This window comes from Bacillus cereus group sp. BfR-BA-01383, from assembly GCF_022663495.1.
GTDB classification, from domain to species: domain Bacteria; phylum Bacillota; class Bacilli; order Bacillales; family Bacillaceae_G; genus Bacillus_A; species Bacillus_A cereus_AU.
The window spans coordinates 272801-294822 of record NZ_JAKUFP010000002.1; the positions used below are offsets into that span (position 1 = coordinate 272801).

The following is a 22022-nucleotide window of genomic DNA, read 5'->3' on the forward strand; positions in this document are numbered from 1 at the left end:
TAATCTTGAAATAATATGAATTTTTTAGTGAAGGACGGGAAAGAGATGCTCAGATTTCTTGGTGTTATTATTGGTTCTTTTATTATTGCGATTGCCTTTAATCTTTTCCTTATCCCCCACAAAATTTTAAGTAGTGGAATTGGCGGAATTGCTATTATTTTAGGGATTGTAACCCCTGTAAACACAGGTATTATTAACTTCGTATTAAACTTACCTATCCTTATTTTAGGATACATGGGTCTTGGAAAAAAAGTAATTTTTAACACAGTTATCTCTGTAATTGTATTATCTGTTGCATTATACTACGTTCCAGTAAAAGTCGTAGCAACAGATCCACTTTTATCATCTATCTTCGGAGGTGTCATTGCCGGAGCTGGTATCGGTCTTGTTTTTAACTGTAATGGATCAACTGGTGGATTTGATATTATCGGTATGTTGTTATCCCGCAAACGAGACATTAAACTTGGTGGATTCCTTATTGCTTTAAATGCAGTCGTTATTGTTATTGCAGGATTTTTCTTCACTTGGGATGTTGCACTTACAAGCTTACTTTCAATTTATGTAACTGGTAAAGTAATCGATGCGGTTCATACAAAACATAGTAAAGTTACACTTATGATTGTAACAAACGAAGCAGAAAAAATGAAACAGCAGCTTCTTTCAACCGTTGTACGTGGGATTACATTACTTGATGGCGAAGGTGCTTATTCAAGCGAGAAAAAGCGTGTACTTATGACAGTCGTTTCTCGTGAAGAATTAGCAAGTATGAAACTAACAATTTCTGAAATCGACCCACATGCGTTCGTTAATATTACGGAAACTGTAGAAGTGTTAGGACTTTTCAGAAGAAGTTAAAGACTAGGCGGGAATCCACCTAGTCTTTATTTTGCATAAATTCAATTCGATTTCCAAATGGATCAGACACATAAAATCTAATTACATCTGGTCGTGCATGATCATCAGTCACTTCGACACCTTGCTCTATCAACGTTTGCTTAAATTCACTAATTTCATTCACATAAAAAGCTGGATGTGCCTTTTTAGCTGGTATAAAGTTTTGCTCCACACCAATATGGATTTCTTGATTCCCGCACTTAAACCAACACCCGCCACGCTTCTTTAATTCCTCTGGCTTCGGAATTTCTTCCATACCAATTTTATTACCATAAAACTCTCGTGCTTCATCTTCACATCCTACAGGTGCAGCAACTTGCACATGGTCAATCCCTTGAATGTAATTTTTCATTTTCTCTCCCCCTCTTCAATTCTAATGTTATAACGGAAACACGCCCTTGTAACTTACAAAAGATTTATAAAACAATATAAGTCCCTCTTATTACCACCTTATATTCCTTTTGCGAAAATAAAGAAAACAAAATTTATTCCGCAATTTCCATTTTTTATAGAAATACACATTACATCTATATTATAGTTATTAGTAGATTAATCTTTTAGATGCTAGTTGTACGGAGGAAATATTATGAGTCGTAAAAAATATTCATCTACTCAAAAAAAACGTCAGCTTAACGTATCTGGACGTTTGCGAAACCATATACAAAATCGTTCTTTAGCAGAAATGTACGCCTCTCTTTTTGAACATAACCCTGATAGTATTATTTCATTGAATTTAGAAGGAATTATTTTACATATCAATCCTTCTGCCGAAAGAATACTAGGTTACTCTTCTGAAGAATTAGAGCGAAAAAGCATTACCTCTATTTTGGAAGCCCATATTTCTGAACAAGTATTACAATATATAACAAATACTGAAGCAGACAATCAACAAGAGTATATCGTATCTGTTTATCATCAAGACGGATATTTGTTAGACGTCGTAACAAAAATAGTTCCCATATTTGTGAAGAACCGTCTAACAGGTGTATATGCGATTATGAAACCTCTTGAAAAATCAGCAAGAATTGAAAAGATGTTAAAAGAAAGTGAGAAGAGATTACGTACATTAATGAATTCAATGCCTGCGTTTGTTATATTTAAGGATCATGAAGGTCGCTGGCTTGAAGCAAATGACTACGCACTTTCCTGCTTTAATTTCCATCATGTACCCTATCACGGGAAAAGGGACAGTGAACTCATTCAATATAATGAATCGTACCGAGAAGCTTTTTTACACTGTGAAGAAGTCGATGAACTAGCATGGCAAAAAGGACAAATTCTTCACGGAGAAGAATTCATTATACAGAGAGAGGATTTCGACCTCATCTTAAGTATATCAAAAGTCCCTCTTTATCACCCTGATGGTTCGCGTAAAGGTCTTATTGTGATGGGAAGGGATGTTACTGAGCTAAAAGAAACTGAAAAGTTATTACGGAAATCAGAAAAACTCGCAGTAGTCGGACAATTGACAGCTGGAATTGCACATGAAATTCGAAACCCACTCACGTCTCTAAAAGGTTTTTTAACATTGTTACTCCCTGAAATAAATGAGGAGAATAAATGGTATGTCGATGTTATGTTAGGCGAAATTTCACAAATGGAATCCATCACGAGTCAATTTATGGCTATGTCTAAGCCGCAAGTATTATCCATCCAAACTTGCAACATACAAACTTTAATAGAAGAGGTCGTCACATTTATTTTACCGACTGCCATTATGCATAGCGTTCATATCATTATGGATCATTTCAACCATAAACATGACATTCAATGCGATGGTAATCAATTAAAACAAGTTTTTATTAACATATTAAAAAACGCAATAGAAGCGATGCCAAATGGCGGAAATATTTTCATTCAAATCAAATCGTTAGACAATAATTTCATCGTAATTCGTATTATTGACGAAGGCTGTGGTATTCCAGAAGATCGCCTCTCTCGTTTAGGCGAACCGTTTTATAGTTTAAAAGAAAAAGGCACTGGACTAGGATTAATGATGTGTTACAAAATAATTGAAGAACATCATGGTAAGTTACACATTTCAAGCGAATTAAATAAAGGTACTATCGTTGATATTCAATTGCCACTTTCTTCATCTCATCTTGCAATTCAGTCTTAAATCATAAAAAAGCATCTGCTACTCGTTAGCAGATGCTTTTTTATGATTTACAACTTATAGAAATATTTTGTCATACCACTCTTTCGCTTTTTCTACTTCACCGATCGTTAATTGATGCCCTCTATTTTCCCAGTGCATTGTTACATTTGCATTTGCATTTTCTAATAACATCTTCAATTCCTCTGACTCAGAAGGTGAACAAATTGGATCATTTGTCCCAGCGGCGATAAATACTGCTGTTTCAGCTACATTAGGTAATTGCATTCCTCTTCTAGGCACCATTGGATGATGAAGAATCGCACCTTTTAATACATTTTCATAATGGAATAATAAACTCGCGGCAATGTTTGCTCCATTTGAATAACCAATAGCTACAATGTTATTTCTATCAAATTCATATGTTTTTGCTGCTTCATTTAAAAACTCATTTAATTCCTTCGTACGGAAAACTAAATCTTCTTCATCAAAAACACCTTCTGCTAATCTACGGAAGAAACGCGGCATGCCATTTTCTAATACATTTCCGCGAGCACTTAATACGGAAGCTTCTGGATCAATTCTTTCTGCAAGTGGTAATAAATCTAATTCATTTCCTCCTGTACCATGAAGTAATAACAACACTGGTTTTGACGTATCTTTTCCTTTTTGAAAAATATGCTTCATCATTATCTCTTTTCCCCTTTCAATCACTTTAATCTAAATTTCTTACTTCAAATGGTAAGAGAGTTTGTTCAATCTGTTGTCTATGTGATTCATATTGTTCTGGTAACTTTAACTCCTCACCCATCGTCTCTAACGATTCGTCATGAGCAAAACCAGGAGGATCTGTTGCAATTTCAAATAAGATTTCCCCGTGTTCTCTAAAGTAAATCGCGTTAAAATAATTTCGATCTTGCACAGGAGTTACGCCATATCCAAAGCGAGACACATGCTCTTTCCAGTCTAGTTGATCAGCATCGTCACTCGCTCTCCAAGCAATATGATGAACGGTACCAACGCCCATCTGACCGCGTCCGATTGTTGATAATTTCAAATCGATAATATTTCCAATATCAGCAGAAGAACGGAATCGCACGAACTCACCTTCTTCTCCAACTTTCTCAAGACCCATAACATGTTCTAACAATTCAGCTGTTTTTTGAGGTTGTGCAGATAAAAGAACAGCGCCACCAAATCCTTTAATTGCTACTTCTGGCGTAACGTCTCCAAAACTCCACGTATTTAATTCGCCAGCTTCTCTTTCAACTAATTCTAAATGCAAACCATGGGGATCATCAAATTCTAAATACTCTTCTCCAAAACGATTCATCTTTGTATACGGAACATCGAATTTTTCTAATCTATTTTCCCAAAACTCAATTGCACCTTTTGGTACGACATAAGAAGTAATTCCTACTTGACCGTCACCAATAATTCCTTGACGAGCACCTGCCCATGGGAAAAACGTAATAATTGTTCCAGGTTTTCCTCCTTCATTACCAAAATAAAGATGGTACGTACCTGGATCATCAAAATTTACTGTTTGTTTTACTAAACGTAAACCTAATACACCAGCATAAAAATCTACATTTTCTTGCGGATGCCCTACAATTGCTGTAATGTGATGAATTCCCATTGTTTTCTTTTCCATTTTCTCCGCCCCTTTTTATTTCATTTTAAAACTGTTATACATTAAAATTTATTATTTATTTTGTCCATACTGAAATGTAAAATCCACCATTACGGTCGATATCTCGAACTCAAGGTATCAACGATAAAATTACACATCTTGTCTATTACACTAAAATTATCTCGAATTCGAGATAATATCTAAAAAAACATCTAATTCATCTACACTTATAATAAACTTCAAATTATCTTGAATTCGAGATTTATTATAAGTTAATTATTCTCCATTGTCAATAAGTCCCTTATTTCATTATTTTTCTCTTTAATTATCCTTATTCACAAATAAAAAAGCCATACAAACGTATGACCTTTAAAGTATATCTTTAACTTTTTATCCCGATTGATACAGATTAATAACAAGTATGATACCCTGAGCTGATTAAAAGTTCATTTTATTTACTTATAGGGAATAATTCCGAAAGAGGAACTACCCTCCCCATTTCATCTTTAAACACAATATGCTCTCTCGTTAAATGACGTGGACTCTTTACTCCCGCCGCTGCCGCTAATGCAAACAAGCTATATCTCATACTTATTATATAATTCATTACCCGCCATTTCTTTTCATAAGGATCTAACGCTTTTTGATAATGCGGATTCGTCGTCGCAATTCCAGATGGACATTGCCCTGAGTTACATTGAAGCGCCATAATACAACCACTTGCCATCATAAATCCGCGGGCTGAATTTACAGCATCTGCTCCAATCGCTAAAGCAATTGCCACCTTATCTGGTGTAATTAATTTTCCAGAGGCAAACACTTTGAATTTATCACGGACACCATACTGATTTGCTGTATCAATAAATGTAAGTAATGCTGGAATAAGCGGAATTCCCATACTATCTGCCATCGATTTATACGTTGCACCGGATCCACCTTCTGAACCATCAATTGTAATAAAATCTGGATAGATATTTAATTCTTTCATTGTTTTTAATAAATTTTCCAAAGGTTCCTGCTGCCCAATTACAATTTTCATCCCGACTGGTTTACCACCGTTTTCCTGCAACTGTTGAATAAAATAAAGTGTATCTGCTGCATTATTTAAAAATGAAAATCGATTCGGTGAATTAATTGTCTCTCCTTCTTGTACGTTTCGAACAGAAGCGATTTTCTCATTTACTTTTTGTCCCTCTAAATGACCACCACGTATTTTAGCACCTTGCCCAAATTTCAATTCGAATGCTTTAATATTGCTTTCTTTCGCCTTCTCCATAAATTTTGTCATTGAAAAATTACCATCCTCATCACGATATCCAAATAACCCTGGGCCAATTTGTGCAACGATATTTGCACCTGTATGTACATGTTCTGGAATTACGCCCCCTTCCCCAGTATTAATCCACGATCCTCCTGCCATTTTTGCCCCAAAACCACTTGCTAAAATATAATTTTCTCCAATCGCGCCGTAAGATGTCGCTGATGCTCCAAACATGCCATGTAGTTTCCATGGGTATTTACGACTTTCACCGACTATAATTGCATCGTCATCTTCATATAACCAAAGATTTGTTGTATCCGCTGTCAATTTTTCTCTTCTTGAAAACAACCCTTCTTTATGAATCACATACTTTTTACCTTCTTGCTCTTGCAATAGATTCACACTTAATTCCTCAGTTAATATCGGAAACAATGTATTAGCAATATAATAGCCAGAAGCTTCAAAGTCTCTTTTCGATCCAAAACCAAGTATTTCAGAGCGATATTTCGCTAAAAACATAACACTTTGAAAGTCATAACGCGAGAACGGCTTTCCATCCGTATCGTGATCAAACCAATATTGCCGAAATTCAGGCCCTATCTTTTCCAGTAAGTAGCGCATCCTCCCTAAGTATGGATGTAGTTTTAAAATAGAATGATGCGTCCGTTTTTTTATAAAAAATGTAATGATAAAAAAGACGATTAAAAGCAACATTAAAAATAGTAATATACTAATAATCACGAGTAGCGTTTCACTCATCCCGCTTCCCCCTATGAAATCCCATAATAAAAGGAGAACACTCAATGTGTTCTCCTTCTATCTTTATTCACACTAATGTTGCAAGATGCTCTTTCGCATCATATTCAACTAAACTTTCAGCATGTTTAATTCGATGAACAAAGTCTGGGTTCGCAATTAACGGTCTTCCGAATGCCGCTACATCAATTGTTCCTTCTTGCAATGCCTCTTCTGCCTCTTTCGGATTCAAATTACCTACTCCTACGATAGTACCATCCCAATACTTCCTTACTAATTGATGAAAATTCTTTCCGTCAGCAATAACTTGCGTATAATTCATCGTTGAAGGGTGGATCATCGTTAACCCAACTTCTTTAAACATATTTACGAACGTTTCAATCGCAAGTTCTGGGTTTTCCCACATATAAGTAGGGTTATCACCTTTAAAGGCAGAGAAACGAAGAAGTGTTTTATCAGCTCCAACAGCTTCTATTACAGCCTCAGTTACTTCTTTCATAAATGTTAACCTTTGCTTTAAATCACCGCCGTATTTATCTGTTCGCTTATTCGCAAACTCATAAGTAAATTGATCAATTAAATATCCATGTGCACCGTGAATTTCTACTCCGTCAAATCCAGCTTCTATTGCATTTTTTGCAGCTTGTGCATATTGACCGATAACTTCTTTTATTTCTTCCATTGTCATTGCTTCTGGTGTATCAAATGGTTTACGAAAACGCGGAACATTACCCTCCGCAGCAATAGCAGAAGGTGCTTGTGGCAATTGACCACCAATTATTTCATGATGACTCATACGCCCAACATGCCATATTTGAGCAATAATCGTCCCGCCTTCTTTATGTACCGCCTCTGTAACAGGTTTCCAAGAATCGATTTGTTCTTGTGTATAAATACCTGGTACTCCTGGGTTTCCTTTCGCTCTCGGACTAATAACAATTCCTTCTGTAATAATTAATCCAATACCATCTGCAGCACGCTTCCGATAATACTCTACTACATCAGCACCAACTACTCCAGTCTCAATATTTGCAAAACATCTTGTCATCGGCGCCATTGCTATGCGATTACGAAGAGACCAAGATCCAATTTGAATTGGATCAAACAACTTCGTTTCTTCAATATTTGCAAAAGACCCCCAAGCGTTTATATTTGTTCCTTCATAAATACTTGCCGCTTTATTATTTGCACTTGTCATTTTTCTTCCCCCTAAAAAATCTAACTATAATCGCATCATACTTACTTTTAGATAGTAACGTCAATTTATACGACTTCACCATAAAACATTCGAATATCAAAAAAATAGAATGCTATAAATAAAATTAAAAAGGTTCCCTAAGTAGGAAACCTTTTTTAGTTGATCATATATGGCTGTCAATTCGTTTATCTCATTTACATAAAGAATATATATAATTATTATATATTAACATATAAAAATCCCTTATCAATAGAAGTGAAAATGGTTCAGTATTCTTCTAAAAATAATAACTTATATACCTAAAACAATGAAAGCCCTACCTCTCTTTCATCCTTACGGCTCCTCGTCCGTGCCAGTGTGAATCAGGATTGCAAAAATTAAGTAACTATTTTATCGAAGTATTGAATTAAACTTCGAACATTCGTAAAAGAAATTAAAAAATAAAAATGGATTTGATTGTAGTAATAACAAAAGAGGTTAATGCTCTAAAAGTGGTTTGAAAGAGTTGAATGTCTTTGAAATGATTGATTCTCTATAATTATACTCCCAAAAAATTCAAGATCTTTTTTGGGATATAATACATTATTTGTAATGAATCTTAACAAAAGCTTTTTATTTGATTTTCTGTGATACCTTCAATTAATCCCAGTTCACTAATCAAAAATTCATGTGCGTTATCTAACATTTTCTTTTCGCTTGCATTAAGTGCTTTTTCTTTCTGCATACGTAATAAATCACGCACAACTTCAGCACCTTCTTGTATTTTACCCGTCTTTATTTTATCTGTATTCACTTTATATCTTTGTTTCCACGTAAGTAATCTATCTGATTCTCCATGCTGAAAAATATCTATTATGTGTGTTAATGCCTTTATATCCGTGACTGGTCGTATATTTGAATTCAATATTTTCCCTTCAGGAATCATTATTTCCATATTACTACCCGACATTTTTATAACATAATACTGTTGTTTTTTTCCTGCGATTTCTTTCTCTTCTATGGCTTTAATTATACCTGCTCCCTGCATTGGATAAACAATGTTATCGCCAATTTGAAACAAATAATCCACCTCCATATATGGTAACCTTCTCAATCTTAACACACATTCATTTTTTTAGCAAAATTTTTATAATATCATAAAAATATTTTCCATGTCAATTTATTTAAACAGAAAAATTCAATCTGTACAAAAACACTAAAAAACCCGTGATTTTGTTACCTTTTCACACCCACCCCCTCCGATTTTATATATCTTATTAAATAAAAAACACATCACTACATATAAGTAGTGATGTGTTTTTTATTTAATATGCAATATGAAAGACACACACGATTCTTCGCTTATATACTAACCTGTTTACTAATCGTTTCTCGTGCTAATAGAAAACTCATAATCACTTGCGCTGCTACTCTGCTCGTCATATCCCTAAAATCAAGAGTTGGATCAATTTCTACTATATCCATCCCTTGAACGAGCCGTTCTTTGCCAAGGAATTCGATCGCATCAAATAAAGTTGCGCTATCCATTCCTCCAGGACCAATTGCTGGACAACCTGGCGCAAACGCTTGGTCTAGTACGTCCATATCAAGAGAAATATAAATAGACGTCACACCTTGTTTTCTTAATACTTCAATACTTTCCGCGATAATATCTTTTATTTCTCTTTCTCTTACATCCTTCATTGTATACACTGTCACGCCATGCTCTTTTGCATATTCATGGTATGCTCGTGCATTTGAAAAGTTGCGAATTCCAATTTGAACGAGTTGTTTTCCCGTAATGACATCATTTTCTAGTAAACTACGGAACGGTGTACCATTTGATGGACCACCATCATCTAAATTACGTAAATCATGATGGGCATCAAATTGAATAATACCGATTTTCCCTTTACTATTTGCAAAACCTGTTACACTCGGAAAACTAATCGAATGGTCACCACCAAGAACGATTGGTATCATTTTCGGATTTACTTTCGTTAAGTGACCAACTGTTTTCGCAATTCGGTTATGACTTTCTTTTATATCTGTCACATGCATCGTAATATCACCGCAATCATACAAGACACTTTCTTTCATATCATGTTCTTCTGTAATTGCGTATGTGCTATATGCATCTAACATTGAACGAATCGTTTTTGGCGCAAAACATGCTCCTGAATGACTAATAGATGGTTTAGAAAGGGGTGCTCCAATTAAGGCAGCACCGAATATTTCTACACCTTCCTCCCAATCGTTAATCATCTCACTCCATTTCGTCACTTCACGATCGATAAACTTTGCATTTTTCTTTAAATAGTGGCCGTGCTCCACGATTGTTCACCTCTTGTATATGCGATATTACCATTCTTCCATACTGTATTTACATGGCTTACACCGTAATGGTACGGTACGTAAGCATAATTGTAAGCATCCCATAAAACTAAATCTGCCTTACGACCCACTCTAATCTTCCCAGCTACTTCACCACGATTAATGGCATAAGATGAGTTAACCGTTACGGCATTCCAAACTTCTTCTGGTGTCATTTTCAGTTTCAGCATCGCAATGCTCATAATAAGCTGAATGTTTTCAGTTGGACAGCTACCTGGGTTAAAGTCTGTAGCTAACGCAACCGCAACACCTTCATCGATCATTTTACGACCGCGAGCGAAGCTTTCTTTATTTAAATAGAATGTTGTTCCTGGTAATAATGTTGCGACTGTATTCGAGTTTGCAAGCATTTCAATTCCTTTATCAGAAGCGCCAACTAAATGATCCGCTGATGCTGCACCAATTTCAGCCGCTGCTTCCGCACCACCAAGAGGGTCGATTTCATCTGCATGAATTTTCACATCAAAGCCAAGCTCTTTCGCTTTTAATAAAAATTCTTTTGACTCTTCTACAGAGAACACACCTGTTTCGCAGAAAATATCAACGAACTCAGCTAATTGCTTCTCTTTCATTTCTGGTAATAAATCTAACATCCATTGTAAAAATTCTTTCGATCTACCTTTATACTCTTTCGGAACTGCATGAGCACCTAAAAATGTTGAAACTAAATCGATCGGATGCTCTTTTTGTAATTGTGCCGTTGCCTCTAATTGTTTCCATTCCGTCTCGTCATCTAATCCGTAACCACTCTTCGCTTCTACAGTTGTCACACCGAAAGATAGCATGCGGTCTAAATGGAATTTCGCTTTTTGAACAAGTTCTTCTTTCGATGCTTGTTTCGTTGCATTTACAGTCGAAAGAATACCTCCGCCTTGTTCTAAAATTTCCAAGTACGGAACTCCTTGTAATTTTAGTGCGATTTCATTTTCACGAGATCCACCAAATACAAGATGAGTATGCGGGTCAACAAGACCAGGAGAAACCATTTTCCCGCCGCAATCAATAACTTCTCTCGCTTGTAATCCTTTAGCTTCTTCCGCTGTTCCAACGAAAGTAATTACGCCGTTTTCAATTCCAACCGCACCGTTTTCAATAACAGGAAGCGTGTTCATCGCTTCCCGTCTTAACAAGCCATCTTCTTGATCCATTGTTAGTAATTGACCGATATTTATTAGTAAAGTGTCCAGCATGTTTTCTCCTCCTTATTTCATCATTGGAATGTTAACGCCTTTTTCTTTTGCAGTTTGAACGGCTAAGTCATATCCTGCATCAACGTGACGAACAACACCCATACCAGGATCAGAAGTTAATACGCGTTCAATACGTTTTGCTGCTGCTTCTGTTCCATCTGCAACGATAACCATTCCAGCGTGAAGTGAATACCCCATACCAACGCCACCACCGTGGTGAACAGACACCCAGCTCGCACCGTTTACACTATTAATTAATGCGTTTAAAATCGGCCAATCTGCTACTGCATCACTACCGTCTTTCATCGATTCAGTTTCACGGTTTGGAGATGCTACTGATCCGCAATCTAAATGGTCACGACCAATAACGATCGGTGCTGATAATTCACCATTTGCAACCATTTCATTAATAATGCGGCCAAATTTAGCGCGTTCACCATAACCAAGCCAACAAATACGTGATGGAAGACCTTGGAACTCAACTTGCTGACGTGCCATACGAATCCAGTTACATAAATGCTCATTATCCGCGAACTCGCGTAAAATTACTTCGTCAGTTTTATAAATATCTTCTGGATCACCAGAAAGTGCTACCCAGCGGAATGGTCCTTTTCCTTCGCAGAATAATGGACGAATGAATGCTGGAACGAATCCTGGGAAATCGAATGCATTTTTCAAGCCTTCATCGAAAGCAACTTGGCGAATGTTATTTCCATAATCAAATGTAATCGCACCTTTTTCTTGCATTGCAAGCATTGCTTCTACGTGCTTTTTCATACTCTCTTTTGATAATTGTACGTAACGTTCTGGGTCTTCTTCACGAAGTTTCGCTGCTTCTTCTAATGTATAACCTACTGGAATATAACCGTTTAATGGATCATGAGCAGAAGTTTGATCCGTAACTAAATCTGGGATAATATTACGGTTTACTAACTCAGGTAAGATTTCTGCTGCATTTCCTAACAATCCAATTGAAATCGGTTCTTTCTTCTCTTTATACTCATTCGCAACAGTTAATGCTTCTTCTAATGATTCTGTATACATATCACAGTATCTCTTTTCAATACGACGGTCGATGCTACGCTTATCAACATCAATTGCGATAACAACACCACCATTCATCGTTACAGCAAGAGGTTGTGCACCACCCATACCACCTAAACCAGCAGTAAGTGTTATTGTACCTTTTAATGAACCATCGAAATGTTGACGAGCCGCTTCACCAAATGTTTCATATGTTCCTTGTAAAATCCCTTGTGTTCCAATGTAAATCCAGCTACCCGCTGTCATTTGTCCGTACATCATAAGACCTTTTTTCTCTAGTTCACGGAAGTGATCCCAGTTCGCCCACTTCGGTACTAAGTTTGAGTTCGCTAACAGCACGCGAGGCGCGTCTTCATGTGATTTGAAAATTGCAACTGGTTTTCCTGATTGTACAAGTAACGTTTCATCACTTTCTAACGTTTTTAATGAATCTACAATCGCATTGTAGCTTTCCCAGTTACGAGCTGCACGGCCAATTCCGCCATATACAACTAATTCTTCTGGTTTTTCAGCAACTTCAGGATCTAAATTGTTCATTAACATACGAAGTGCAGCTTCTTGAACCCACCCTTTCGTTTGTAACTCAGTACCTCTTGGCGCACGAATTGTTTGTTTTACTTTTTCCATTTCAATCTCTCCCTTTTCTCGTTTTATAGTGCTGCGTTTACATCCAATCTTTCTTTTATCGAATAATTCGTTTTTAACCAATGCGTAATATTTTCAATATCCGTTGAGAATATGCGATCATTTGTAATAGATGGCACTTGCTGACGGCCTTGATGATAGAACGTTTTCGTCACTGTACTCATGTTTTCAATACCGCGATATTCTGCTGCTTGCATCGCACAAATCATTTCAATAGAAAGAACACGTCTTGCATTTTGAATAATTTGATGCGCATGGCGTGAAGCAATTGTTCCCATACTTACGTGATCTTCTTGGTTAGCAGACGACGGGATTGAATCTACACTCGCCGGATGTGCTAACGTTTTATTTTCAGAAACTAGTGAAGCTGCTGCATATTGCATAATCATTGCACCAGACTGAAGTCCTGGTTCTGGACTTAAAAATGGTGGTAAATCATTTAACTGCGGATTTACTAATCGTTCAATACGACGCTCTGAAATATTTGCAAGTTCCGCCATCCCTACTTTTAAGAAGTCCATTGCAAATGCAATTGGTTGTCCGTGGAAATTACCACCTGAAATTACTTTTTCCCCGCCATCAAAGATAAGTGGATTATCTGTCGCTGCATTCATTTCAATTTCTAATTTTTCTTTCACATAATTTAAAACTTGCCAAGAAGCACCGTGTACTTGCGGGATACAACGAAGTGAATATGCATCTTGCACACGAAGTTCTCCTTGCTTTGTCACTAACTTACTATCGTTAAGGATGTCACGAATTCTGCTCGCTACTTCCACTTGCTCTTTATAACCGCGTGCTTTATGAACATTTTCATCAAATGCATCAATAATGCCACGCAATCCCTCAATTGTCATAGATGCAATTAATTCTGCTTGATAAGCCGTTGCTTCCGCTTCTATATAAGACAGTACTCCTTGTGCTGTCATTGCCTGCGTACCATTAATTAACGCAAGACCTTCTTTTGCTTCAAGTTCAATTGGCTCAAGACCTTCTTCTGTAAGAGCAACCATCGCATGAACTCGTTTTCCTTTGTAGAACACTTCACCTTCACCTAATAAAACGAGAGCAAGATGAGATAAAGGTGCTAAATCACCACTCGCACCAAGTGAACCTTGTTGCGGAACGACTGGGTGAATTTTACGATTTACAAACTCAAGAAGCATATTTACAACAAGTGGTCTAACACCAGATACTCCTTTAAGCATCGTGTTCGCTCGTAAAATCAACATACCGCGTGATACTTCTTCCGGGAATGGATCGCCTATCCCGCACGCATGTGACTGGATTAAATTATGCTGAAGTGCCTTTACATCATCTTTATGGATAAGCACATCACTAAACTTTCCAAAACCAGTTGTAATACCGTAAACAACTTTTCCGTCTTCTACGATTTTTTCAACTACTTCGCGGCACTCTGCCACTTTTTGCATACTATTTGGGCAAGCTGTTACACCTTCTCCTTCAAGTAACAACCTCTTCATTTCCTCAACTGTCAATGTATGTCCTGTTAACGTAATCATTCTTTTTCCTCCTTATAAAGGCAAAAGGGGACCTTATCTTTTTAAGACAGACTTCTGTCCTAAAGAATAAGGCCCCCTTCTAACTAATAGACTATGGGCAAATCATATGTGATTAATTCCTAAACCAATCGCCTCATGCTCAGATCCTTTTACAGGTGCACCAATCGTTCCATAAAGTGCAACAGCAACCCATTCGCCTTCTTTTTTTCCGTCGTATGGTGTACCGCGCACAATTGCAAATCGAAGTCCTACTGTACGAAGAACGTCTGCTAACTGAATTTGACCTCTCGTCACTCCGTACAAAGCTTCCATTATTGCATGATAAAGTGCATGTGTTTCTCTGTAAACGTCTGTTTCAATAACTTGGTTGCTCTTAGCCGCTGTTTCCATTGCTGCTACAACTTTTTGCGAATTCATAGAACCCACTTTCCCCGTACAATATTTCCAACCTTTTGGAATAGATAATACAGGGCTTTCATTCTCATCCGCAAGTGCCAACAGCATGGCCATACGACCAATTCGATGTGTTCCTTGAAGAAGCATGTGACTCTCTCATTTCTTTTTAATTATTTGAATATTTCTTAATTTAAGAATATATGAAAACGGTTAAATCGTCAATAGTTTAAACTCATATTCAAACATTTTTTTAACTCCCCTAATTTGTGTACACAAATTATTTACATGAATTTTTCAGCCATGCTATAGTCTCACTAACAGATGCAAAGGGGCGAGATTTCAATGACGAAACGAAAAGATATTCATTTTCGAATTGAAGAAAAATTACTCAAAAGATTTGAAGCAGCACTACTTTATGAAGGTTTAAAGAAAACAGACGTTTTAACATATGCGATTCAGCAATTTTGTGCAAGAATAGAAAATGAAAAGATGAATGATATAAAACGCCAATACAGCGTCAGCAACCATTTACAAATACGCATCGATACGCATAAACATTACGAAGAAAAACAAGTGAAATTAGATGAAGTCGTCATTGAGCATTTACAACTTCAAGGAGAAGAAAATATATTAGAGGTTGGGTGCGCTAATGGAAAATTCCTTTCCCTTTTGCAAAATAATGGTCATAAAGGTCCATTAACTGGGCTTGATCAATCGGAAACTATGCTTTCTGAAGCCACTAAACAAAGTAATACAATTAATTGGAAAAAGGGTAATGCTAGTAAACTTCCTTTCGAAACGAATTGTTATGACCTCGTAATTGCAAGACATATGTTATATCACATGAAAGATGTCGAAAAAACAATTCAAGGATTTTACAAAGTCATTCGTCCCGGCGGTGCACTTTTAGCCACAACAAATTCTAACGTTTCATTTCCTCGTATAGTTGAAATGTGTAACAACATGCTAGACGCATTTGATTTACCGAAAACATCACCAGCAGTCGCTCCATTTTGCTTGGAAAATGGTAAGGAGATATTACAATCTGTTTTTCCAATTGTTGAAGAAGCATTTATTCATAATGCACTTATTTTTCAGCACGCTACTCCAATCGTAAACTATATTTCTAGCATGTTCCCATCACTAAATATACCTGATAATATGTACCTTCATATTGAAATGAAGGAATGGCTAAGAGAAGAAATAAACAAAGAATTATCTCTTCATAACGGTATATGGCGTGATCCAAAAACGTTAGCAATTTATCGATGTAAAAAGGCAAAAGCTAGCATTTGCTAGCTTTTACACGTTTTCTGGTAAAAGTTTCTCCATCATAGCCCTCTCTCCTTTAACCACCTCATAAAATATGCCTCTAATTCGTCTACTGATAATCTATTCGTGTCCACATAAGTTACAGGAAATTGTTTATACCATTCCTTTTCAATTTCTACTAATTTAAATTGTTCCTCAAATGTACTTCGATTTCTTGTCGTATCATTAATTTTTCTATCATATAAGTTTTCTTTCGAAACATCTAAATAAAAAATTGCATCCGAACGGTATTCTCTTAATTTGTACAATTCATCTATTAATTCTGTTTCTATATCCCACTCTTTCTCTATAAGTTTTGGATAAAAAAGTGAATAGAACTCTATATCTTCTGGCCCACGATCAAAAATCACAGTAGATTCCTGGATATTTTCAAACTCTTTTATTTTTGCTTCCATAAACATTTTTTGATTTGCAATAAAACCCTCTTTTGAATTTATATCTAAATGTAATTCTTTTCGCTTTTCTACAATTGGATAAGGATTTTCATATATAACCGAATATCCTTTCTCCTCTAATCTTTTTGCCAATGTTGTTTTTCCACTTGCCATCGGTCCTTGTAGTGAAATTACGTATGCCATCCCTCTCATTCCCTTCGTACATAGATAATATACATAATTTTAGAAACAATCAACGAAATATATATCGGCTTGTTTCTTATTCTTATCTAACTTATAATAAAAAATAGAGGTTATGACGGACGCATAAATAATGTAAGCTTGGAAATCCAAGCTTACATTATTTTTTGCTTTCCCTTTTCTTATAAAAAGAGTATACTAGTTTAGAACGTATGTTCTTAATGATTACATACAGTAAGGAGATAGAACAATGGTATACGATACAAAAGCAATTTCTTGGAATGAATCTTTAAAACAACTTCAACGCCGCTATACAAACAAACAAATTGACCGAAAAGAATTTGAAGACATTGAACTGATGGAATTCTTCCGCGATAACGACTACATTTCATTACCTACACATATAAGCGGCCTATCAACAACACGTTTTACTTCTTACTCTATTTTCACAACTGAAGATAAAGATCGTAAAGTTGGCACACTTATTATTGAATATGTTGAAGACGAAAATAATAATTTATGTGTTGAACAACTATACTTCGTTTAAATGATAACGCTTGGTCAAAATGACCAAGCGTTCTTGCTTTCTATGAATCTCACTGTTTATAATATGAATAAAAGAAAAACGCAATCATTAGGGGGGATATGCTTGCTCGAAGGATGGTTTAGTTGGTTCATTGTATTATGGACTGTAATTTTATTAGGACTTATGTCTATCGGTGGATATTTTATGTTCAGAAAATTTTTAAAACGTCTACCAAAAGAAGATGGTATGTCCATTTTAGATTGGGAAGAGCACTATATAAATAAAACAAGACATTTATGGAATGACGAACAAAAACAATTGTTAGAAGAGCTTGTAAGCCCCGTTCCGGAATTATTTCGCGATGTTGCCAAATCAAAAATTGCTGGTAAAATTGGAGAACTTGCACTACAAGAAAATGCCTCTCAAATTACACAAGATTTAATTATTAAAGGATATATTATTGCCACACCAAAGCGTGATCATAAATTTTTAGTAAAAAAACTGCAAGAGAAAGAGATTGATTATTCTAACTATCAATCATTACTAACAAAATACCCCTCATAAAAAAGGTGTTAACAATATAAATAAAAAGACAGCGTCAAAAACGCTGTCTTTTTATTTAATACATATACAGTTTTAAGTTAATTTCATATCTTTTTCATTATAAAAATCATCTTCTTTTTCCATTTCCTTCTGTAATTTCGTAAAGGAACGGTACATTGCAATTCTCCATGATACAATCATCGCAAACGCAAGTAAGAAGAACATACCGCTAAGTTGTCCTAAATCAAGAGATTGGCTTAAGTATGTTTTAAATACAATCCGTACTACAAGTAACCCAATTAATATAAAAACAAATGCTTTTGAACGCTTCAAATAAATCTCTTGTCCTCTAATTTCAAATTTAGATGTTTTAATAAGAAAAATAGAGAAAAACAAACCAACGCCAATTGCTTCTAATATTTCTGCTGGAGTTAATCGAAATTCTGGAAAAACATACATCAATGCTCCCGTGCTCATAAAAAATGGTGGGAGTATAATTTTTTTCAATGTCGCAGGTTTCTTAGCTGCTTTTAAACGAATAAACATCGCACCGACAGCCATAGAAACAGCAACGATACTTGATAAAACAACTATGTTCATATTTTCTCATCCTTTTTTGTGGCTATATGCAAAATATACTTTCATTATATGCTTTTCCGTTAGTATTTCCAACATTTTCACAGAATAATACTAAAAGCCGGTAAAACCACCAAATAAACTTGAGAAATATACGATAATTTTCGTCATCCAATTAAAGTATAGGAAGATACCCATAACAATCATAACGTATCCTCCGATTTTCATGAACTTCATACTATTTCTTTTAATCCAAGACATTTTCGTAATAAAGAATGATAGTACGAAGAACGGGATAGCAAAACCAAGTATGTATGCAATCATATAAATCATTGCTGATTCTGGGTTCGTTGCTGCTAATCCAATTACGGACACTAAAATAGGTCCTGTACAAGGAGTCCATCCTGCCGCAAAGGCCAGTCCAATTAATACTGATCCAACATAACCACTCGGACGATTCTTAAATGTAAATTTACGGTCTTGCATTAAAAACTTCGGCTTAAACACACCTACAATAATAAGACCAAACACGATGATAAATATACCACCTAGCTGCCTAATTAAATCTTTATAATCCGTAAAAATGCCCCCGATAAAACTTGTACCAAATCCAATTGCAATAAATATAATTGAAAATCCAAGTAAGAAAAACGCTGTATGTATCATACTTCTTTTGCGAAGCATTGCATTTTCTTCTTTCAACTCAGAAACCGACATACCTGTTATGTAAGATAAAAATGCCGGATAAAGCGGTAAGCAACATGGGGAAATAAATGATAAGAACCCGGCGCCAAACGCTAAAAAAATACTAATATCTTGCATTATTCCACTCCTCTCCTTACATATTGTAGCAAAAACACATAAAAATACTATGAACAATTCGTGAAATCACTTTTCCAACGTGACAATAAGAAAAACTACTCTTTCACACTGTTTCAAATAAAACGTTTTCATTTCCTTCTATTATATAGAAAAACCTCAATTAGATTATGAAACTCCTCTAATTATTATTAACATAACAAAGGTAATGTAGTTTCTCAAATGATTAGCACGTTACAAGTGCGCCTACATACAGATTGATGTAAAAAATATTTTTTTCAAATGCTATCTTTATACAATACAAAGCTGTTTTTACAATACTTCTATTATTAATAATTTCAAGATTATGCATAAATATCATACTTTTATTATTATTCTATAAAATGTCGCACTTTTCTTTTATTTGACCCTTTATTTTTAATTTTGTATACTTCCCTCTAGATATATTTTCGTTACGGAACTATTTCATACAGATGGGAGGAATTTTTCATGCTTCGTTATTCTCTTTTAGTTTTATTAGGAGCGTGTAGTTATGGAATTTTAGCTATTTTTGTTAAGCTTGCGTATGCAGAAGGTTTTTCACTTGGAGAGGTAATTGGCAGCCAATATTTGTTCGGTTGGATTATTTTGCTTGCTATTACACTTCTATTTTCTAGACACCGCGTTCCTTTAAAACAAGCGTTAATTTTATTCGTAGCAGGAACATCTGCAAGCTTTACTGGAATGTTTTATTATGCTTCATTAAAAACAGTACCAGCATCTATTGCCATTATTCTTTTATTCCAATTCGTTTGGGTCGGAATTATCATTGAAGCTGTAGCAACAAAAACGTTACCTTCAAAAGAAAAAGTTATTTCGGTTATTTTCTTACTTATAGGTACATTCTTATCAAGTGGTTTATTAGAAAAATCAGCAGGTGATTTCGATATGACTGGAATCATTTTAGGTTTATTATCTGCTGTTACGTTTGCAACATATATTTTCGTAAGTGGTAAAGTTGCTGTCGAGGTTCCTTCCTTACCACGCGGTGTCCTATTAATGGCTGGTGCTTTAACATTGGTCATGATCGTGTTCCCGCCAACCTTTATTTTTAATGGAGCTATTTCTCAAGGCCTTTGGAAATACGGATTAGGACTAGGGATATTTAGTATCGTTATCCCGTCTATCGCCTTTACAATCGGTATTCCAAAAATCGGTTCTGGCTTAGCGACTATTCTTGGTGCAGCAGAACTACCAGTTACAACAATCATGTCTGTATTCGTTTTAAAAGAAGCTGTACTATCTTCACAATGGGTCGGTGTGTCACTTATTTTAGTTGGTATCGCAATCCCGCAAATTGCCTACGCAATGCGTGGACGTTATCAAAAACAGCATTCACATAAAAAATTGGCAGCATAAACGAGAGAGGATTTTCATTTGAGAATCCTCTCTTTTATTGTTGTATACTTATGGTAAATACTTTGCTTAAGAAAGAGGGCATACTACGTGGCATCTATTCCAAATCAATTTACAGAAAAACTTATTTCTATTCGTCGACATTTACATGAGTATCCAGAACTATCATATGAAGAGTTTGAAACAACAAAAGCGATAAAAAATTGGTTAGAAGCAGCCAATATTACTATTATTAATTCCAATTTAGACACAGGAATTATCGCTGAAATTTCTGGTAATAAAAACGGTCCAGTTGTAGCAATCCGCGCTGATATTGATGCCCTTCCTATTCAGGAAGAAACAAATTTACCATACGCTTCAAAAATCCATGGTAAAATGCATGCTTGCGGGCATGATTTTCATACAGCTGCTATTATAGGTGCAGCCTTTTTATTAAAAGAAAGAGAATCTTCCCTAAACGGGACTGTTCGCTTTATATTTCAGCCAGCTGAAGAGAGCAGTAATGGTGCTTGCAAAGTTATTGATGCTGGACATTTACAAAATGTACAAGCTATTTTCGGCATGCATAATAAACCTGATTTGCCAGTAGGTACAATTGGTATTAAAGATGGTCCACTAATGGCCGGAGTCGACCGCTTTGAAATTGAAATTCACGGAGTTGGTACACACGCAGCTGTGCCAGATGCTGGGGTAGACCCTATTGTCGCATCCTCTCAAATTGTTATGGCATTGCAAACTATTGTAAGCCGAAATATAAGTTCATCTCATAATGCTGTTGTAAGTGTTACAAATATCCATTCAGGAAATACATGGAACGTTATTCCTGAAAAAGCAACATTAGAAGGAACCGTTCGCACTTTCCAAGCTGAAACACGTGAAAAGATACCAGCTTTAATGGAACGTATTATTAAGGGCGTTTCTGAGGCATTAGGTGTAAAAACAGAATTCCGTTTTTACCCAGGGCCTCCTGCCGTTCAAAATGATGCAAATCTTACTGGTTTATGCACTCAAATTGCAGAGGAAATGGCTCTAAACGTGATTATGCCTTCTCCTTCCATGGCTGGAGAAGATTTCTCCTTTTACCAACAACACATACCAGGATTTTTCGTCTTTATGGGAACAAGTGGTACACATGAATGGCACCATCCCTCTTTCACTATCGATGAACAAGCATTACCTATAAGTGCAGAATACTTCGCTTTGCTAGCTGAAAAAGCTCTTAAGCAATTAACATAAAATGAAAAAAGG

Annotated in this window: 21 protein-coding genes and 1 pseudogene; 7 read left to right on the forward strand and 15 right to left on the reverse strand. The window is 35.8% G+C overall.

Annotated features, from left to right (window positions below; translation table 11 throughout):
• Positions 1–15 precede the first annotated feature (15 nt).
• The gene (locus MR065_RS03600) at positions 16–855 is read left to right on the forward strand and encodes a YitT family protein (protein WP_242212528.1); all 840 of its coding nucleotides are present in this window, start codon (positions 16–18) and stop codon (positions 853–855) included.
• Between the two features lie 19 nt (positions 856–874).
• On the opposite strand, the gene MR065_RS03605 is transcribed toward MR065_RS03600, so the two are convergent.
• Complete coding sequence (locus MR065_RS03605) at positions 875–1246, reverse strand: VOC family protein (RefSeq protein ID WP_242212529.1); 372 nt, start codon at positions 1244–1246, stop codon at positions 875–877.
• A gap of 234 nt (positions 1247–1480) precedes the next feature.
• Here MR065_RS03605 and MR065_RS03610 point away from each other — a divergent pair, with 234 nt between their 5' ends.
• Positions 1481–3013: a BA3702 family sensor histidine kinase gene (locus MR065_RS03610; RefSeq protein WP_242212530.1), complete on the forward strand. Its 1533-nt coding sequence runs from the start codon at positions 1481–1483 to the stop codon at positions 3011–3013.
• A 54-nt stretch (positions 3014–3067) separates the two neighbouring features.
• On the opposite strand, the gene MR065_RS03615 is transcribed toward MR065_RS03610, so the two are convergent.
• The 10 genes from MR065_RS03615 to hutP form a co-directional block, all read right to left on the reverse strand.
• Complete coding sequence (locus MR065_RS03615) at positions 3068–3679, reverse strand: alpha/beta hydrolase (protein ID WP_242212531.1); 612 nt, start codon at positions 3677–3679, stop codon at positions 3068–3070.
• 25 nt (positions 3680–3704) lie between these two features.
• Entirely contained in the window at positions 3705–4643 is a 939-nt protein-coding gene (locus MR065_RS03620) for a ring-cleaving dioxygenase (RefSeq protein WP_242212532.1), read from the reverse strand.
• 430 nt (positions 4644–5073) lie between these two features.
• The gene (locus MR065_RS03625; RefSeq protein ID WP_242212533.1) at positions 5074–6642 is read right to left on the reverse strand and encodes an FMN-binding glutamate synthase family protein; all 1569 of its coding nucleotides are present in this window, start codon (positions 6640–6642) and stop codon (positions 5074–5076) included.
• 67 nt (positions 6643–6709) lie between these two features.
• A complete protein-coding gene (locus MR065_RS03630) occupies positions 6710–7837 on the reverse strand; it encodes an alkene reductase (RefSeq protein WP_242212534.1) in 1128 nt (375 codons plus the stop codon).
• Between the two features lie 598 nt (positions 7838–8435).
• Positions 8436–8897, reverse strand: coding sequence for a CarD family transcriptional regulator (locus MR065_RS03635; RefSeq protein ID WP_170933751.1), 462 nt, complete (start codon positions 8895–8897; stop codon positions 8436–8438).
• 281 nt (positions 8898–9178) lie between these two features.
• A complete protein-coding gene (gene hutG, locus MR065_RS03640) occupies positions 9179–10150 on the reverse strand; it encodes a formimidoylglutamase (RefSeq protein ID WP_242212535.1) in 972 nt (323 codons plus the stop codon).
• A complete protein-coding gene (gene hutI / locus MR065_RS03645) occupies positions 10129–11400 on the reverse strand; it encodes an imidazolonepropionase (RefSeq protein WP_242212536.1) in 1272 nt (423 codons plus the stop codon). Before hutI ends, hutG begins: the two co-directional genes overlap by 22 nt.
• A 12-nt stretch (positions 11401–11412) precedes the next feature.
• Entirely contained in the window at positions 11413–13071 is a 1659-nt protein-coding gene (gene hutU / locus MR065_RS03650) for a urocanate hydratase (protein WP_097902800.1), read from the reverse strand.
• A gap of 23 nt (positions 13072–13094) precedes the next feature.
• Positions 13095–14612 carry a histidine ammonia-lyase gene (gene hutH, locus MR065_RS03655; RefSeq protein ID WP_097902801.1) on the reverse strand — a complete coding sequence of 506 codons (1518 nt, stop codon included), beginning with the start codon at positions 14610–14612 and terminating at the stop codon, positions 13095–13097.
• A 102-nt stretch (positions 14613–14714) separates the two neighbouring features.
• Complete coding sequence (hutP, locus tag MR065_RS03660; RefSeq protein ID WP_000926516.1) at positions 14715–15155, reverse strand: hut operon transcriptional regulator HutP; 441 nt, start codon at positions 15153–15155, stop codon at positions 14715–14717.
• A 195-nt stretch (positions 15156–15350) separates the two neighbouring features.
• Here hutP and MR065_RS03665 point away from each other — a divergent pair, with 195 nt between their 5' ends.
• Positions 15351–16307, forward strand: a complete 957-nt coding sequence (locus tag MR065_RS03665; RefSeq protein ID WP_242212537.1) for a class I SAM-dependent methyltransferase — start codon at positions 15351–15353, stop codon at positions 16305–16307.
• A gap of 32 nt (positions 16308–16339) precedes the next feature.
• Here MR065_RS03665 and MR065_RS03670 read toward each other — a convergent pair whose 3' ends face one another.
• The gene (locus MR065_RS03670) at positions 16340–16927 is read right to left on the reverse strand and encodes an ATP/GTP-binding protein (RefSeq protein ID WP_242212538.1); all 588 of its coding nucleotides are present in this window, start codon (positions 16925–16927) and stop codon (positions 16340–16342) included.
• A 238-nt stretch (positions 16928–17165) separates the two neighbouring features.
• Here MR065_RS03670 and MR065_RS03675 point away from each other — a divergent pair, with 238 nt between their 5' ends.
• Positions 17166–17462: a hypothetical protein gene (locus MR065_RS03675; protein WP_242212539.1), complete on the forward strand. Its 297-nt coding sequence runs from the start codon at positions 17166–17168 to the stop codon at positions 17460–17462.
• 102 nt (positions 17463–17564) lie between these two features.
• Entirely contained in the window at positions 17565–18005 is a 441-nt protein-coding gene (locus MR065_RS03680) for a DUF2621 domain-containing protein (protein ID WP_242212540.1), read from the forward strand.
• Positions 18006–18077: 72 nt separating this feature from the next.
• On the opposite strand, the gene MR065_RS03685 is transcribed toward MR065_RS03680, so the two are convergent.
• The 3 genes and pseudogenes from MR065_RS03685 to MR065_RS27670 all read right to left on the reverse strand — a co-directional run bounded on the left by MR065_RS03685 (position 18078) and on the right by MR065_RS27670 (position 19542).
• Positions 18078–18584 (reverse strand): CcdC family protein, encoded by a 507-nt coding sequence (locus MR065_RS03685; RefSeq protein ID WP_242212541.1) that lies wholly within the window; start codon positions 18582–18584, stop codon positions 18078–18080.
• A 90-nt stretch (positions 18585–18674) separates the two neighbouring features.
• Entirely contained in the window at positions 18675–19382 is a 708-nt protein-coding gene (gene ccdA / locus MR065_RS03690) for a cytochrome c-type biogenesis protein CcdA (protein WP_097902809.1), read from the reverse strand.
• 16 nt (positions 19383–19398) lie between these two features.
• Positions 19399–19542, reverse strand: a pseudogene (locus MR065_RS27670) (peptidase T).
• Between the two features lie 326 nt (positions 19543–19868).
• Between MR065_RS27670 and MR065_RS03695 the strand changes: the two are divergent.
• Positions 19869–20777, forward strand: coding sequence for an EamA family transporter (locus MR065_RS03695; RefSeq protein ID WP_242212542.1), 909 nt, complete (start codon positions 19869–19871; stop codon positions 20775–20777).
• 87 nt (positions 20778–20864) lie between these two features.
• Positions 20865–22010, forward strand: a complete 1146-nt coding sequence (locus MR065_RS03700; RefSeq protein WP_242212543.1) for a M20 peptidase aminoacylase family protein — start codon at positions 20865–20867, stop codon at positions 22008–22010.
• The last annotated feature ends 12 nt before the right edge of the window (positions 22011–22022 follow it).

What these genes read in the sequence shown, in the direction of transcription:
- MR065_RS03685 (WP_242212541.1), bottom strand. Translation starts at nt 18,584, where the DNA reads ATGAACATAGTTGTTTTATCAAGTATCGTTGCTGTTTCTATGGCTGTC.
- MR065_RS03630 (WP_242212534.1), bottom strand. Translation starts at nt 7,837, where the DNA reads ATGACAAGTGCAAATAATAAAGCGGCAAGTATTTATGAAGGAACAAAT.
- MR065_RS03670 (WP_242212538.1), bottom strand. Translation starts at nt 16,927, where the DNA reads ATGAGAGGGATGGCATACGTAATTTCACTACAAGGACCGATGGCAAGT.
- MR065_RS03605 (WP_242212529.1), bottom strand. Translation starts at nt 1,246, where the DNA reads ATGAAAAATTACATTCAAGGGATTGACCATGTGCAAGTTGCTGCACCT.
- MR065_RS03615 (WP_242212531.1), bottom strand. Translation starts at nt 3,679, where the DNA reads ATGATGAAGCATATTTTTCAAAAAGGAAAAGATACGTCAAAACCAGTG.
- hutP (WP_000926516.1), bottom strand. Translation starts at nt 15,155, where the DNA reads ATGCTTCTTCAAGGAACACATCGAATTGGTCGTATGGCCATGCTGTTG.
- MR065_RS03695 (WP_242212542.1), top strand. Translation starts at nt 19,869, where the DNA reads ATGCTTCGTTATTCTCTTTTAGTTTTATTAGGAGCGTGTAGTTATGGA.
- ccdA (WP_097902809.1), bottom strand. Translation starts at nt 19,382, where the DNA reads ATGCAAGATATTAGTATTTTTTTAGCGTTTGGCGCCGGGTTCTTATCA.
- MR065_RS03610 (WP_242212530.1), top strand. Translation starts at nt 1,481, where the DNA reads ATGAGTCGTAAAAAATATTCATCTACTCAAAAAAAACGTCAGCTTAAC.
- hutH (WP_097902801.1), bottom strand. Translation starts at nt 14,612, where the DNA reads ATGATTACGTTAACAGGACATACATTGACAGTTGAGGAAATGAAGAGG.
- hutI (WP_242212536.1), bottom strand. Translation starts at nt 11,400, where the DNA reads ATGCTGGACACTTTACTAATAAATATCGGTCAATTACTAACAATGGAT.
- MR065_RS03675 (WP_242212539.1), top strand. Translation starts at nt 17,166, where the DNA reads ATGGTATACGATACAAAAGCAATTTCTTGGAATGAATCTTTAAAACAA.
- MR065_RS03600 (WP_242212528.1), top strand. Translation starts at nt 16, where the DNA reads ATGAATTTTTTAGTGAAGGACGGGAAAGAGATGCTCAGATTTCTTGGT.
- MR065_RS03620 (WP_242212532.1), bottom strand. Translation starts at nt 4,643, where the DNA reads ATGGAAAAGAAAACAATGGGAATTCATCACATTACAGCAATTGTAGGG.
- MR065_RS03625 (WP_242212533.1), bottom strand. Translation starts at nt 6,642, where the DNA reads ATGAGTGAAACGCTACTCGTGATTATTAGTATATTACTATTTTTAATG.
- hutU (WP_097902800.1), bottom strand. Translation starts at nt 13,071, where the DNA reads ATGGAAAAAGTAAAACAAACAATTCGTGCGCCAAGAGGTACTGAGTTA.
- MR065_RS03665 (WP_242212537.1), top strand. Translation starts at nt 15,351, where the DNA reads ATGACGAAACGAAAAGATATTCATTTTCGAATTGAAGAAAAATTACTC.